The sequence below is a fragment of the Nonomuraea antri genome (assembly GCF_013283785.1).
Classification (GTDB): Bacteria; Actinomycetota; Actinomycetes; order Streptosporangiales; family Streptosporangiaceae; genus Nonomuraea; species Nonomuraea antri.
On sequence record NZ_JABCPZ010000070.1, the window covers coordinates 1 to 14,917 of the forward strand.

Below are 14,917 nucleotides of genomic sequence, written 5' to 3' on the forward strand. Positions count from 1 at the left end.
GTTGCGGGGTGGGCGCTGATGGGCCGGTCAGGCCGCGGCCGCGGGGTGGCCGACGGCGGCGAGCAGGGCGGCGGACATGGCCTGGTGGCCGGCCGCGTTGGGGTGCAGGCCGGCCGAGTCCACGCCCTCCATCGGCTCCATCCACCGGGTTCCGACCGGCTTGCACAGGTCGTGGCCGATCGAGCCGGTGTAGGTGTCGACGTAGCCAGCGCCGTGGGCCGCCGCCCGCGTGGCGAGCATGGCGTTGAGCCGCTTCTCCACGTCACGCAGCCAGGGGGCGTCGCCTCTGGAGATCGGGACGGTCGAGTAACAGTTGCCGCCGTCGTCCGGCATGATGACCGGGTAGCCCACGACCAGGACGCGCGCGGCCGGTGAGCGCCGCTTGATCTCCTGGAGCACGGTGTCGAGCTTGTGGCCGGTGTCCGTGATGCGCCGGCCGATCTCGTCGGTGCCGGCGAGCGTGTAGCTGGTCTTGCACGGCGAGCCGAACGGGTTGAGCTTGCCCAGGATCACGCAGCGGGCGATGACGCCGCTGACGTTGATGTCGTTGCCGCCGATGCCGAGGGTGACCAGGGCGGTGTCCGGGCGCAGGGCGTCGAGCTGGGGTGCGGCGGTGCCCTGCGTGGCGGTCATGTGCGCGGTGGTCGCGCCGGCGCAGCTCACGTCGGTGAGTGCGGTCCCGGGCAGCGCAGCCGCGGTCAGGGTCGGGTAGTTGCGGTCCGAGCGGCCGCAGTTGGCGTCGGTCTGGTTCGGGATCTCCGGCCCGGCCGTGTAGGAGTCGCCGAGCGCCACGTACTGGCCGACGACGGCCGAGGCGGAGGCGGCAGCGGGGGGTTGGACGGCGGCGGTCGCGAGAGCGGCTCCCGCGGCGAGCGCGAGAAGCGTCTTCCTGTGCCGTGGACTGACTGCGGGCATGGCCACCTCACTGGTACGGGTCGAGTACGAGGCTCCGCCGACGCTCCCGGCACGCGAAACCGGTGCGTCGGCGGCGAAACGAACGCCGTGCGCACAGCGTGAACGGCGCGAACGCCGTTTACCTACCAAGTGGTAAGAATGACCTTGAGCGGCCCGCGCGTCAAGGTCCCGGGGCACTTCCAGCCCCGTCCCTACGGGGGTTCCAGTCGACTCCAAGCCACCAACAAGCGGCGTACTCCACGATGAGCGCCTGTGAGCGGAAATATCAGAAGAAGGTTCATGCGGATCGTCGCGGCGGCGGCGATCGCGCTCCCGGTCGCGCTGACCGCGTTACCGGCGGCAGCGGCAGACGACAACCCGGACGAGCGGCCCGACATCGCGGTCGGCACCTGGCTGGCCGCGCGTACCCAGCCCGCCGTGCAGCTGACCAGCTTCACCTACACCGGCACTGTCGTCGTGCCCACCAGCACGCTGAACGAGACCACGTTCAACCAGCTCGTCGAGGCGGCCACCGCGGCCGTCCTGGCCGGCAAGATCTCCTCGGACGAGCGCAGCATCGCCAAGTGGATGTTCCAGCGCATCGCGGCCGACGTCGACACCTATCTCACCTCGACCACGCCGGAACGCACGGTCGAGGCCGAGGTCGGCGGCATGTGCACCGGCTGGTGGATCACCCCCGACGGTTACATGGTCACCGGCGCGCACTGCGTCCAGGTCGGCGAGACCGAGCTGAGCCAGCTGTTCGCGCAGCAGGCGCTGGCCAAGTTCAACAAGCAGGACGCCCAGGAGATCATCAAGGGCCTGCAGGGCATCGAGGCGGACGAGGAGATCGTCAAGCTGGCCCAGCAGATCTACGTCACGTTCAACAGCAGCCACATGCAGATCCGCAACCTGAAGCAGAGCCTGTCGGTGATGCAGAGCCTGCCCGGCGGTGGCGTGGACAAGACGGCCAAGGCCGTCCCGGCCGAGCTCGTGTCGGTGGGCGAGAGCTACCCGGGCAAGGACTTCGCGCTGTTGAAGGTCAACGGTCAGCAGAACCTGCCGACCGTGCCGCTCGGTGACGACGCGGACGTGCGCACCGGCGACACCCTTTACATCAGCGGCTTCCCCGGCCTGGTCACCAACACGCCGTTCTTCAGCCTGGAGTCCAGGCTCGAACCGGCGCTGACCGAGGGCCCGTACAACGCCAAGCGCGCGACGCAGAGCGGGGTGCCGTACATCCAGACCCAGGCGCCTTCGTACAAGGGCAACTCCGGCGGCCCGGTGTTCAGCAAGGACGGCAAGGTCATCGGCATGCTCATCGCCGGCACCGTGAGCGAGAGCGGTGAGGCGTCGGAGAGCGAGAGCTTCGTCCTGCCGGTGAGCATCATCAAGGAGAAGCTCAGCGAGAAGAACGTCAAGCCGGCCCAGGCCCTCACGACGACCCGCTACAACGAGGCGCTCAACGACTTCTTCCGCAACTACTACGAGGACGCGCTGCCGAAGTTCCGCGAGGTCCAGGCGCTGTTCCCGAACCACCCGTACGTCGCGAAGTACATCAGCGACTCCCAGGGCGCCATCTCGGCGGGCAAGGACGAATCGCCCCAGCCCATCCTGCTCTGGGTGTTGATCGGGGTCGGCGTGCTGCTGGTCCTGGTGCTCATCCTGGTGCTGGTCAAGGCCCTGCGCCGGCGCGGTTCGCGGCGCGAGCCCGCCATCATCTCGCCCCAGCCCGCCGGTTCGTACGGCCAGGTGCCGCCGCCCCCGTGGCAGCAGCTCCCCGCGGGCCAGGCTCAGGTGTCACCCCCGGTCCAGCAGGGCCAGGGCGGCGGTTACGGTCAGGGCGGTTACGGTCAGGGCGGTTACAGCGCCGGTCCGTACGGCTCGCCGCCTCCGCAGCAGGGCGGATCTCCCTACGGCGCCGGACCGTACGGCGCCGCCCAGCCCGGTTACCCGCAGGGGCAGGCCCAGGGCCAGGCCCAGGGACAGGCGCAGCAGCCCGGTGGCCCCGGTGGCGGTCCGACCCGCGCGGTCCGCTACGGCCAGTTCTCGCCGCCCGCGGATCACCAGGCTCAGCCGCAGACCGACCTGGAGCGGCAGATCGCCGACCTCCAGCGCCAGCTCGGCCAGCGGCCGCCGGACGCGTGACGCCCGGCGACGACGAGGCGCCGCACCTCGGCGGCGCCGTGATCGGCCCATGTCCCGGCCCGGCGTAGATACGCCCAGCCGGGATCGGCCTGTCGGGACCGCCTGGTCGGAACGGTCTGTTCGGACCGGTCTGTTCGGGTCGCCCGTTCGGAACGGCCTGTTCGGAACGGCCTATTCGGGGGCCCGGGCCGGGATGAGCCTGGCCGGGATGAGCCGGGCCATTCGTGTCCCCAGCCAGCCGGCCCCGTAGTACACCCGCGGCGGCAGCCGTCTGAGCCAGCTCGAATGCCGCTGGCCGAGCAGCGCGAACATCTGCATCGGCGGCAGGTCGATGTAGCGCGTGAGATTCTCGTAGAAGTGGGCGCTGTTGCTCGCCGCCCGCCGCGTCATCTTGATCGCGGCCTGGCGCTCCTTCTGGTACGAGGCCAGCGCCTGTGACAGGTCGTCCGTCTCGTGCAGTGCCTCGGTCAGGAAGACCGCGTCGCCCAGCGCGAGTGCCGTGCCCGCGCCGATCGAGTAGTGCGTGGTGTGCGCGGCGTCCCCGACGAGCACCAGCTTGTCCTTGAACCACCTGCGGTTGGTCACGGTGCGGAAGGTCAGCCAGTGCGCGGTGCCCTCGGGCTGCGCGCGGCCGATCAGCCGGTGACCGTCTAGCACCTCGGCGAAGAGCTTCTCCAGCAGCGACAGGCTGTCGGCCTCGTTCGTCTCGTGCAGTCCGAGCCCCCGCCACGTCTCGGGCGCGCACTCGATGACGCAGGTGCTGTGGTCCTTGCCGAAGCCGTAGCCGTAACACCAGATCCAGCCGTGCTCGGTCTCGACGAACGAGAACGTGAACGAGGTGAAGATCTTGGTGGTGCCGAGCCACATGTAGACGTTGCGCCCGGTCCTGACCTCGGTGCCGAAGTGGGCGGCGTGGGGTTCGCGCAGCGCGCTGTTGACCCCGTCGCCGGCGACGATCAGGTCGGCGTCGGCCACCTCCTCCTGGCCGGTGATCTCGCGCTCGTACTCGACGCGGACGCCGAGGGAGCGGGCCCGCTCGTCGAGGATGCCGAGCAGGGCGCGGCGGCCGATGCCGAAGCCCTCGTCGCCCGGCTCGATCAGCACCGACGCGCGATCGTGGATGCGGGCGTCCCAGGTGTTCCAGCGGACCGAGTTGGCCTTGATGGTCTGGGCGGACTCGGGGTCGGCCGCGTAGAGGTTGTCGAAGAGCTCGTCCCAGTAGGTGACGCCCCATCCGTACGTCGAGCCGGCCGGGTTCCGTTCGTAGATGGTGATGTCGTGCGACGGGTCCACCCGCTTCATCAGGATCGAGAAGTACAGGCTGGCGGGTCCGCCGCCGACGCAGGCGATCTTCACGGTATCCCCCAATATCGCGCAGAGTAGCCAATCTATGACTGATAGTAGCAGAACGGACTAAAGGCCCAGATGGCGGCCCATCACAGCTCGCCCCGGGCCCAGGCCTCCGCCTCGGCGTCGACCGCGTGCGCGGCCGGTCGCGGCGGCCGGGCCCGGGCCGCCCAGCGCCGCAGCCCGGGCGCCAGGCGTTCCGCGCTCTCCGGCCGCAGGCTTCCGTCCGCGGCGAAGCAGGCCAGGACCGGGGCGGCGGCCTGATCGCCGGCGTCGCAGCGTGTGCACAGCAGGACCTCGCTGACCACCCGGAACGCGTGCCCCGACGCGTTCGTCCAGACGTGCGGCAGCCGCACGACGGCCACGACGGCGGCGGCCCGGCACCGCGGGCACACCGGGTTCCCGCTCGCGAGGGGATCCCCGCTCAGGGCCGCGTCCCCGCTCAGGACCGGATCGTTGCTCAGGGCCGGATCGCTGCTCACGGCCGGGTCCACGCTCACGATCCGCTGATCGCGGCGGCCCCGAGCAGGGCCTTGACGTCGCCGTAGAACGCCGGTTCCGCGGCGACCAGGAACGGGCGCAGGCTCAGCAGCACGCTCCCCGCGCCCCGGCGGTGCACCCGCACGTGGACGGGCGCCCGTCCGGGATGGGTGAGCAGGATGTGCTTGAACTCCGCGACCAGGCGCGGGGTGAGCTGGGCCTCCTGCAGGGTGATCAGCACGGGCGGCTCGGCCCCGGCCAGGGAGACGTCGAGCGGCGTGATCTCCTCGACGTACAGGCTGGTCGTCTCGTCACGCACGTTGACCCGGCCGCGCACCGCGATCACCCGGTCCTGGGCGGGCACCTCGCCGTACAACGCGTAGGTCTTGGGGAAGACGAGGCATTCCACCGCGGCGTCGTGGTCCTCCAGCGTGACGATCGCCCACGGGCTGCCCTGCTTGGTGACCTTGCGCTGCAGGCCGGAGACGATGCCGCTGACCCGGGCCGCCGCGTCCTGCCGCCCGGCCGACAGCAGGTCGGCGATGGTGGTGTCGCGGTGGGCGTCCAGGACGTGCTCGGCGCCGTCGAGCGGGTGGCCGGAGACGTACAGGCCGAGCATCTCGCGTTCCAGGGCCAGTCTGGTGGGGGTGTCCCACTCGCCCTCGGGCACGTCGACGGAGAACGCGTCGTCGCGGCCCGGCTCGCCGAACAGCGAGTCCTGGCCCCTGGCCGCGTTCCGCTTGAGGTCGATGACCGCGTCGACGGCCTGCTCGTGCACCGCGACCAGGCCCTTGCGCGGATGGCCCAGGCCGTCGAAGGCCCCGGCCTTGGCCAGCGACTCGATGACCCGCTTGGCGCAGACCACGGCCGGGACCTTGGCCAGGAAGTCGTCGAAGCTCGCGTACGGCCCCGCGGACTCGCGGGCGGCGACGATCGCGTCCACCACCCCGGCTCCGACGTTGCGCACCGCGCCCAGGCCGAAGCGGATGTCGGCGCCGACCGCGGCGAAGTCCAGCCGGCTCGCGTTGACGTCCGGCGGCAGCACCTTGATGCCCATGCGGCGGCAGTCGGCCAGGTAGACGGCCATCTTGTCCTTGTCGTCGCCGACCGAGGTGAGCAGCGCGGCCAGGTACTCCTGCGGATGGTTGGCCTTGAGATAGGCGGTCCAGTACGAGACCAGGCCGTACCCGGCGGTGTGCGACTTGTTGAAGCCGTAGCCGCTGAACGGGACCAGGACGTCCCAGACCGCCTTGACCGCCGCGGCGGAGAAGCCGCGCTCGCGCATGCCGGCCGAGAACCGGCCCCACTCGGCGTCCAGCACCTCTTTCTTCTTCTTGCCCATGGCCCTGCGCAGCATGTCGGCGGCGCCCAGCGAGTACCCGGCCAGCCGCTGGGCGATGGCCATCACCTGCTCCTGGAAGACGACCAGGTGGTAGGTGTCGCCCAGGATGGGTTCGAGCGCGTCGGCCAGTTCGGGATGGATCGGCTCGACCGGCTGCCTGCCCGTCTTGCGCAACGCGTAGTTGGTGTGTGCGTTCATCTCCATCGGGCCCGGCCGGTAGAGCGCGTTCACGGCCGCGATGTCGGTGAACGTGGTGGGCCGCATCAGTTTCAGCAGCACCCGCATGCCGCCGCTGTCGAGCTGGAACACCCCGAGCGTGTCGCCGCGGGCGAGCAGTTCGTACGTCCTGGCGTCGTCCAGCGGGACGTCGAGCACGTCGATCTCGACGCCCTTGTTGGCCCGCACGTTCGCGATCGCGTCGCCGATGACGGTGAGGTTGCGCAGGCCGAGGAAGTCCATCTTCAGCAGGCCCATGTCCTCGGCCTGGGTGAAGGGGAACCCGGTGACCACCGGGCCGTCCGCCTTGGGCCTGACCAGCGGGATCACGTCGATCAGCGGCTCGGCGGACAGGATCACGCCCGCCGCGTGGATCCCGGTGCCCCGGGTGAGCCCCTCGATGCCGGCCGCGGTGTCGATCACTCGCTTGACGTCCGGGTCCTGCTCGTACATGCGGCGCAGCTCGGCCGCCTCGCCGTGACGGGCGTGGCGTTCGTCGTGGATGGCGGCCAGCGGGATCTCCTTGCCGCCGTCGGCGGCCGGGAAGGCCTTGGTGATGCGGTCGCCGACCGCGTACGGCAGGCCGAGCACCCGGCACGAGTCCTTGATCGCGGCCTTGGCCTTGATCGTGTTGAACGTGATGATCTGGCAGACCCGGTCCGCGCCGTACGTGCGGGTGACGTAGTCGATCATCTCGTCGCGCCGCCGGTCGTCGAAGTCGAGGTCGACGTCGGGCATGGAGACGCGTTCCGGGTTGAGGAAACGTTCGAAGATGAGCTGGTGCTCGATCGGGTCGAGCTGCGTGATGCCGGTGCAGTAGGCGACGATCGAGCCGGTGGCCGAGCCGCGGCCCGGACCCAGGCCGATGCCGTTCTCGCGGGCGTGCCGGCAGATGTCGGCGACCACCAGGAAGTAGCCGGGGAAGCCCATGGCGTCGATGACCGACAGCTCGTGGTCGATGCGCTCCAGCACCTCGCGCGACGGGTGCGCGCCGTAACGGGCGCGCGCGCCGCGCAGGGTCTCCGCGCGCAGCCAGCTCGACTCGCTCTCACCTTCCGGGACGGGGAAGCGCGGCGTCAGGTCCCGGTGCGCGAACACCTCGCCGTAGTCGCCGACGCGCTCGGCGATCAGCAACGTGTTGTCGCAGGCCCCGGGCACCTCCCGGTCCCACAGGTCGCGCATCCGCGCGGCGGACTCGATGAAGTAGCCGCTGCCGGAGAACCTGAAGCGGTCGGCGTCGGCCAGGCGCTTGCCGGTGCCCACGCAGAGCAGCACGTCGTGCGCCTGGGCCTGGTCCCGCGTGACGTAGTGGGAGTCGTTGGTGGCCAGCGGCGGCAGCGCGAGCTCCTTGCCGAGCCTGAGCAGGTCTTCGCGGACGCGGCGCTCGATGGGCAGCCCGTGGTCCATCAGTTCGAGGAAGAAGCCGTCCGGGCCGAAGATGTCGCGCAGGCGGGCGGCGGCCGCGACGGCCTGGTCGTACTGGCCGAGGCGGAGCCTGGTCTGCACCTCGCCCGACGGGCAGCCGGTGGTGGCGATGAGTCCCCGGCCGTGCTCGGCGAGCAGTTCCTCGTCCATGCGCGGATATTTCTGGACGTGTCCTTCGAGCCAGGCGCGGGACTGCAGCCGGAACAGGTTACGCAGCCCCTCCGCACTGTCGGCCCACATCGTCAAGTGCGTGTACAGGCCGCGTCCTGAGACGTCACCGCCCTCGCCCGTCGCGTCGTCGGAGCGGCGCAGCGCCGGGTCGTCGCTGAAGTACACCGGCCCCCGGTGCCGCCGTCCGGCGGGGGCCACGTAGGCCTCGATGCCGATGATCGGCTTGATCCCGGCCCGGCGCGCCGCCTGATGGAACGCGTACGCCCCGTGCACGTTGCCGTGGTCGCTCATCGCCACGGCCGGCATTCCCTGCCGGGCGACCTCGTCCATCAGCAGGCCGACCTTCGCCGCGCCGTCGAGCATGCTGTACTCGGTGTGCACGTGGAGATGTACGAACGATTCCGTCAAGGAACACGCCTCCTGGTTGTAGGCTCGCTGGCGAACTCGAGCATTCGACCCGAGGACGAGACCGGTTGTCCAACAAACGACACCCCGAAACACCACAACAGCTGGTTGTGAGCGAGGCTGTAGCGGACCTTGATCTCGGCGCCGTCCGCGCCTTCGTCGCCGTCACCGAGGACCGCTACTTCAGCGAGGCCGCCGCCCGGCTCGGCATCAGCCAGCAGGCCGTCTCCAAGCGCATCGCGAAGCTGGAGTCCGACCTCGGCGTGCGGCTGTTCTTCCGCACCCGCACCGGCGCCGACCTCACCGCAGACGGGCGGTCGTTCCTGCACCACGCGCGCGCCCTCGTCGGCCTCGCCGACCAGGCGCTCGACGTGCTGCGCGGCCGCCGCAGGGCGCTGCGCGTGGACGTCCTGGACACCCGGCTGGGCTCGGTCGACCTGGTCAGGGACTTCCACCAGAGCGTCGAGGGCGCGGACGTCGAGGTCCTCACCTCCAACGGGCTCAGGTCCGCCCGCGACGCGCTCGCCCGCGGCTCGGTCGACGCCGCCTTCGCCCGGGTCAGCGGCACGCTGGAGGAGGACCTGCGGCAGGCGCCCGCCTACCTGGAGCCCATCCACCTCATGGTCGGCCGCGACCACCCGCTCGCCGGCCTGCCGGAGGTGGCGGCGCGGCGGCTGGCCGGAGCGACCGTGTGGATGCCGGGAAACGCGCCAGACAGCGAGTGGGCCGAGTACTACCGGCTCCTCGGCGACGCGTTCGACCTCGACATCGACGACACCGGGCCGGACTTCGGCTGGGAGTACTTCATGGAGGAGATCGCCACCGGCCACCGCATCGGGTTCGTCGGCGAGGCGTGCCGGATGCCGTGGAACCCGGGCGTGGTGCGGATCCCGGTCGTCGATCCGGTGCCCGTCTACCCGTGCTCGCTGCTGAGCCACCGGCAGAACCCGCACCCGGTGCTGGCGCTGCTCGTCCGGTTCGTCGAGCGCGGCTTCGTGCCGTACGACCCGGGCCGCCAGTGGCTGCCGGACGCCGACCGCGCGGCCTTCGCCGGAGGTTCACCCGGACGTTCACTCGGACGTCGGAGACCGGACATCGGACGTCGCTAGGTTTCGGCGGTAACCCGGAATCTTGCCGTAAGGAAGCGTCATGTCCCGTTCATTGATCGCCGCGCTGGCCGCCGGCTCCCTGCTCGCCGCCGGCCTCGCCGCGCCGGCGTCCGCCGCGACCGGGGCCGGGCGCGAGCCGCGGGTGGTGTCCGACGTGACGCTGCCCGCGCCCGACCTGGCCGCGTTCCAGCCCGGGATCGTGACGGACTCGCGCGGCGTCAAGCTCGGCGGCGTCGGCAGCGGCCTCTACCCCGCGGACCGGCCGGGCGAGTACTGGATGGTCACCGACCGCGGGCCGAACGGCGAACCCAAGATCGACGGCGAGAAGCGGCGCACGTTCCCGGTGCCCGCGTTCGCGCCGGCCATCGTGCGCGTCGCCGTCCGCCACGGCACCGCGCGGATCGTGCGCGCGATCCCGCTGCGGAAGTCCGACGGCACGCCGATCAGCGGCCTGTCGAACCAGGCCGGGCACGACGAGACCCCCTACACCTGGGACGGGCGCACCCAGCTGCCCTACGACCCGAACGGCCTGGACACCGAGGACATCGTCACCGACGGCCGCGGCGGCTTCTGGCTGGTGGACGAATACTCGCCGTCGCTCGTCCACGTCGGCGCCGACGGCCGGATCCTGGCCCGATACGTCCCCAAGGGCCTCGGCCTGACCGGCGCCGGATACCCGGTCCACGAGACGCTGCCCGCCGTCTTCGGCACCCGCCAGCAGAACCGTGGCCTGGAGGCCGTCGGGCTCTCGCCCGCGGAACGCGCCCTGTACGTGGCGATCCAGAGCCCCCTGGCCAACCCGGACAAGAAGACCGGCAAGGCGTCGAGCGTCGCCCGCATCCTGCGCGTCGACCTGCGCACCGGCCGGCCGACCGGCGAATGGGCCTACCGGATGGAGGACGCCGCCGCCTTCGACCCGGCCGCCGAACAGGGCGACATGAAGATCTCCGCGCTCACCGTGCTCCGCCCGGGCCGCCTGCTGCTGCAGGAACGCACCGACGCCGTGGCCCGCCTCTACACCGTCGACCTGCGCGGCGCGAGCGACCTGCTCGGCGGCCCGCACGACGACCCGGCCACCACCCCGTCGCTGGAGGCGTCGCTGCCGGCGAACGTCCGGGTGGCGACCAAGTCGCTCGCCGTGGACCTGGCGGCCATCCCCGGCCTGCCCGGCAAGATCGAGGGCGTCGCGCTGCTCGACCGCCGGACGATCGCGGTGGCCAACGACAACGACTTCGGCCTCGGCACCTTCGGCCCGGACGGCCGCCTCATCGACTCGGGCGTGACCAGCCGCATCCTCACCATCCGCCTCCCCCGCCCGCTCCTCTGAGACCGGGGGTCAAGGGCGGCTGCTGCGGCGGGCATACGCCGCCGGGGGCATGCCCACGGCGGCGGTGAAGTCGCGGGTCAGGTGGGCCTGGTCGGTGTAGCCGAGTTCGGCGGCCAGCGTGGCCAGGTCGAGGCCCTGGTGGATGCGTTCGGCGGCCTCGTACAGGCGGAAGCGGCGGATCACCCACTTGGGGCCGATGCCGACGTAGTCCCTGAACAGGCGCTGGAGTGAGCGGACCGAGCGGCCCGATCTGGTGGCCAGGTCGTCGACCCTGGTCAGGGTCACGTCATTCTCCACCAGCGAGACCAGGGCGTCGGCTTCCTCGGCCAGGGGGTCGTGGTGGGGGGCGAGGCTCTGCAGGAAGGTGTCGATGGTGGTGACGGCGGTCTGGGTGTCCGGTTCTGAGAGGACCTGTTCGACCAGGTGTGCGCCGGACGGGCCGAACAGGGCGGCGATCTCGGTGAAGTGGCCGGTCAGCTGTGAGACGGGGGCGCCGAGGAACGGGCGGAAGCCGCCGGGACGGAAGCGGGTGCCGATCACCCGGCCGCTGCCGCGCATCGTGTAGGAGAACCCGCCCCTGATCACGCCCGCGATGCGGCGGAAGTCCCGGGTGATCGTCATGTTCACCGTCGGGTGGGAGATGATGCGCTGCTCGTAGGGTTCGGCGAGGTCGGTCCAGGTGACGACCCAGAAGTGCCCGACGAACGCGGCCAGCCCGGCGGACGGCTCGAACCTGGCGTAGTCGAACGCGTCGCGCCCCGCGTACGGGTCGACCCAGCCGCGCTGTCGCGTTTCTACAAGCCTGGACTCGGACGAGCGGGGCACGATGGCTGCCATGGACGACATGATGCCGCTGATGACGCACGCCACGGAACGGACGGCACGCCTGGTGAGCGCCGTGCGGGAGGAACAGCTCGGGTCCCCGACGCCGTGCGCGAAGTTCGACGTCAAGGACCTGATCAACCATCTGGAGTGGGTGGCGGAGCTGTTCGAGTCGCTGGCCGGCGACGGGCCGATGGTGGAGCAGGCGCCGTACGCGGGCGACTTCCCCGAGCGCGGACGGCGGACGCTCGCCGCCTGGTCACGCCCCGAGGCGTGGGAGGGGACGAGCGCGGCCATGGGCATGCCGATGGACATGCTCGCCCACATGTATCTCGTGGACATGGTGGTGCACGGCTGGGACCTGGCCAGGGCCACCGGCCAGGACTACGCGCCCGGGGAGGCGGAGGTCGAGCGGGCGTGGCGGTTCACCGAGCGGATGGCGGAGATGGGGCGGCAGCGGGGCGCGTTCGGGCCGCCGGTGGCGGTGCCCGGCGACGCCCCGCGGTTCGACCGCCTGCTCGGCCTCATCGGCCGCGACCCCGCCTGGCCTGCTTGACCTCGCTTGGCCTGCCTGACGCCGCCGCTGGCGTTCCAGGTCAGCCGCGTACCGTGGTCGTGCGTAGTTGCGGCGAGGCGGCGATCTCCGCGTCGGTGAACCGTTCCGTCACCCACTGCCCGCGCGAGAACAGCACGGTCTGGTCGGTGTGGTGCGGCGAGGACGGGTTCGCCGACAGCGAGTAGGTGAGCAGGGTACGGCTCCGCGGCCCGTCCGGGGTGAGCTCGACGGCCATCATGAAGCTGGAGCCGGTGTCGACGTCCGGGTAGCGGCCGTCGGGGCCGAGCGGGCCGCCGGTGCGGACGCGGTCGAAGCAGCCCTCGCTGCCCGTGCAGCCGGGTATCGGGATCCCCGCGTAACGCTGGGCCTGTCCGGTGGTCAGGGTCAGTGGGATGCGGTTGGCCTGGAAGAACGCCACGGTGTCGGCCAGCGCCCGCTGCGTCGCCGGGTCGTCGTGCTTGAGCCCGCGCGGCGTGGTGAGCGGACGTTCCGGGTCGAACGGCACCCGCCACCAACTGGGCGCGGGCTCGCCGGGCTTGCTGGGCACGCCCAGCCGGTCGAAGAACTCCCGCCAGAGCACCGCGCCCTCGCTGTCGAGGGTGGCGCGGCCGTCCCAGGCGGCCAGGGTCGCGCAGGCCCGGCGCACGTTCACCCGCCGTCCGTCGGACGTGGTCAGCTCGCGGTGCGCGCGGCACAGCGCCGCCAGGTCCGCGCGCATGAGCTCGACGCTGTGGTTGCGCTTGGCCTGGACGGTGGCCGCCAACGTCTCCAGCGTGAAGCCGGGCGCGCCGAGCCCGTCGGAGCCGGCCAGCCGCCGGGCGATCATGTCCAGGCTCACCCGGGGACGGGTGTCCAGCTCGGCGCGGCCTCCGTCCCAAACCGGCGGAAACCCGGTCAGCGGCGCCGACGGGTTCGCCAGCCAGTAACCGTTGTTCGAGTTGGCCACGTAGTCGGTACGGGTCAGCCTCGGCTGGTTGCCGGGGCCGAAGATGCCGGGCACGACGGCGTCGCGGTCCTTGCCGAGCAGGCACGCGCTGGTCGAGCCGTCCAGGACGGTGGCCTCGAGCCCCGGCATGGGCGCGGGCTTCGCGCAGCGGCGGGCCTGGGCGGCGGTGATGTGCGGGACGACCGAGGCGTCGGCGAACGAGGCGGTCCCGCCGGCGTCCACGGCGAGGGTGTAGACGAACGGCATCCCCTGGTAGGTGTCCTGGGCCGCGCGCAGCTCCGCCAGGTTCCCGGCTCCGGCCATGGCCAGCCAGGCGTCGGCCGAGCGCAGGTTGGCGGCGTTGACGTCGGCCAGCGCGTACGCCGTCTCCGCGCTCCGCCCGGCGGCCAGGACCGGGCCGTAGCGCGAGGTCAGGAGGGTGTGATTGGCGATGCCCCCGCCCCGCAGCGTCACCTCGACCTCCTGGCGGCCCATCGGCTCAGGACGGCCGTCGACCAGGTAGCTGGTGGGGTCGCCGGGCACCAGCGTGAGCCGGTAGAGGGCGAAGCGCTGGGCGTGGGAGACCGTGTGGGTCCAGGCGACGCTCGCGTTGTGCCCGATCTGGACGACCGGCGTGCCGTACAGGCTGCCGCCGGCGACGTCGAGCACGCCCGGGATGGTCAGGTGCACCTGGTAGAAGCGGCGGATGCCGCGCCACGGGAAGTGCGGGTCGGCCAGCAGCATGCCGGTTCCCGCGCGCGTCGCCTCCTTGCCCAGCGCCCAGCCGTTGCTGCCGGGAGCGCCCTCGACCGGCCCGAACAGGTTCCCAGTCGTCGCATCGAACGGCGACTCGCCGGCCGTGGCGAACGGAGGCTCGCCGGCCGCGCCGAACGGAGGCTCGTTGTTCGTGGGCGGTGCTGGTGGGGTGCGGCCCGGTGCGGATCTGGTCGGGCCGTCGGACTCGGCCTCGCCGACCACGGCCTCCTTGAGCGCGGCGCCGCCCGCCATGCGGTTCAGGTCGAGGACGGTGTGCCACACGTCGTTGGCGGTGATGGGGCCGACCCACTCCTTGCCCCGGCAGGTGGGGTCGGGCAGGTTCGACACCCCGGTCTCGGCCAGGTAGCGGTTGTAGCCGGCCGCGTAGCCGTCGACCAGCCGCCGCAGCTCGTCGCTCGGGCCCACCGGCGCCGGTCTGGCCAGCAGCCGACGTACCACCCCCGAGTCCGCGACGCTCTTGTGGTAGACGTCGCTGGTCAGGTTGGGCACCGGGTCGACGGGGTCGTCCGACATCGACTCCGCGCCGAAATGGCGTGAGCGCTCGCCGCGTAACGTCACCACCCACGAGGCGAGTACGCACAGGTTGTCCTGGGCGAAGGCGTAACCGTAGCCGAAGCCGAGCCCGCCGTGGTCCTTGGCCGAGATGTGGGGGATGCCGTACTCGGTGCGCCGGATCTCGGCGGCGTAGCGCCCATCAGCGGCCTCCATGGCCTCCATGGCTTCGGCGGCTCCGGCGGCTCCGGCGGCAGCGGCGGGTGTGTCCGTGCGTACCGCCACCGCCGCGACGGCGGCGACCAGGGCCAGCGCGACGGCCGATGCCGCCCGCGTGCTGAGCTTCATTCCTGCTCCTCTTCCATGCGCCACGTGGCCGGGCGCGGTCCAAGCCGTCAGATGGTCAGGCGCGGTCCGGGCCGTCGTGCGGTCCGGGACGTCATACGGTCGGGCCGGTCGGTGTGACGGCGCCGCGTGGCCA

10 protein-coding genes are annotated in these 14,917 nt (G+C 71.6%); 4 read left to right on the forward strand and 6 right to left on the reverse strand.

What is annotated here, in order from left to right; genetic code table 11:
* Positions 1 to 27 precede the first annotated feature (27 nt).
* Entirely contained in the window at positions 28 to 915 is an 888-nt protein-coding gene (locus HII36_RS23205) for an SGNH/GDSL hydrolase family protein (RefSeq protein WP_173525339.1), read from the reverse strand.
* A gap of 279 nt (positions 916 to 1,194) precedes the next feature.
* Here HII36_RS23205 and HII36_RS23210 point away from each other — a divergent pair, with 279 nt between their 5' ends.
* The gene (locus HII36_RS23210; protein WP_173525340.1) at positions 1,195 to 3,042 is read left to right on the forward strand and encodes a S1 family peptidase; all 1,848 of its coding nucleotides are present in this window, start codon (positions 1,195 to 1,197) and stop codon (positions 3,040 to 3,042) included.
* A gap of 171 nt (positions 3,043 to 3,213) precedes the next feature.
* Here HII36_RS23210 and HII36_RS23215 read toward each other — a convergent pair whose 3' ends face one another.
* The 3 genes from HII36_RS23215 to dnaE form a co-directional block, all read right to left on the reverse strand.
* Positions 3,214 to 4,398, reverse strand: a complete 1,185-nt coding sequence (locus HII36_RS23215; protein ID WP_173525341.1) for an FAD-dependent monooxygenase — start codon at positions 4,396 to 4,398, stop codon at positions 3,214 to 3,216.
* 80 nt (positions 4,399 to 4,478) lie between these two features.
* Entirely contained in the window at positions 4,479 to 4,871 is a 393-nt protein-coding gene (locus tag HII36_RS23220) for a DUF6300 family protein (RefSeq protein WP_173525342.1), read from the reverse strand.
* 14 nt (positions 4,872 to 4,885) lie between these two features.
* Complete coding sequence (gene dnaE / locus HII36_RS23225) at positions 4,886 to 8,431, reverse strand: DNA polymerase III subunit alpha (RefSeq protein ID WP_173525343.1); 3,546 nt, start codon at positions 8,429 to 8,431, stop codon at positions 4,886 to 4,888.
* A 107-nt stretch (positions 8,432 to 8,538) separates the two neighbouring features.
* On the opposite strand from dnaE, the gene HII36_RS23230 reads away from it, so the two are divergent.
* On the forward strand, positions 8,539 to 9,537 hold the full coding sequence (locus HII36_RS23230; protein ID WP_173525344.1) for a LysR family transcriptional regulator: 999 nt from the start codon (positions 8,539 to 8,541) through the stop codon (positions 9,535 to 9,537).
* 40 nt (positions 9,538 to 9,577) lie between these two features.
* A complete protein-coding gene (locus tag HII36_RS23235) occupies positions 9,578 to 10,864 on the forward strand; it encodes an esterase-like activity of phytase family protein (RefSeq protein ID WP_173525345.1) in 1,287 nt (428 codons plus the stop codon).
* Positions 10,865 to 10,873: 9 nt separating this feature from the next.
* Here HII36_RS23235 and HII36_RS23240 read toward each other — a convergent pair whose 3' ends face one another.
* Entirely contained in the window at positions 10,874 to 11,701 is an 828-nt protein-coding gene (locus HII36_RS23240) for a helix-turn-helix domain-containing protein (protein WP_173525346.1), read from the reverse strand.
* On the opposite strand from HII36_RS23240, the gene HII36_RS23245 reads away from it, so the two are divergent.
* Positions 11,700 to 12,242: a TIGR03086 family metal-binding protein gene (locus tag HII36_RS23245; protein WP_173525347.1), complete on the forward strand. Its 543-nt coding sequence runs from the start codon at positions 11,700 to 11,702 to the stop codon at positions 12,240 to 12,242. The genes HII36_RS23240 and HII36_RS23245 overlap by 2 nt on opposite strands.
* 40 nt (positions 12,243 to 12,282) lie before the next feature.
* Here the strand turns inward: HII36_RS23245 and HII36_RS23250 are convergent, their stop codons facing one another.
* On the reverse strand, positions 12,283 to 14,784 hold the full coding sequence (locus tag HII36_RS23250; protein ID WP_173525348.1) for a penicillin acylase family protein: 2,502 nt from the start codon (positions 14,782 to 14,784) through the stop codon (positions 12,283 to 12,285).
* Positions 14,785 to 14,917 lie beyond the last annotated feature (133 nt).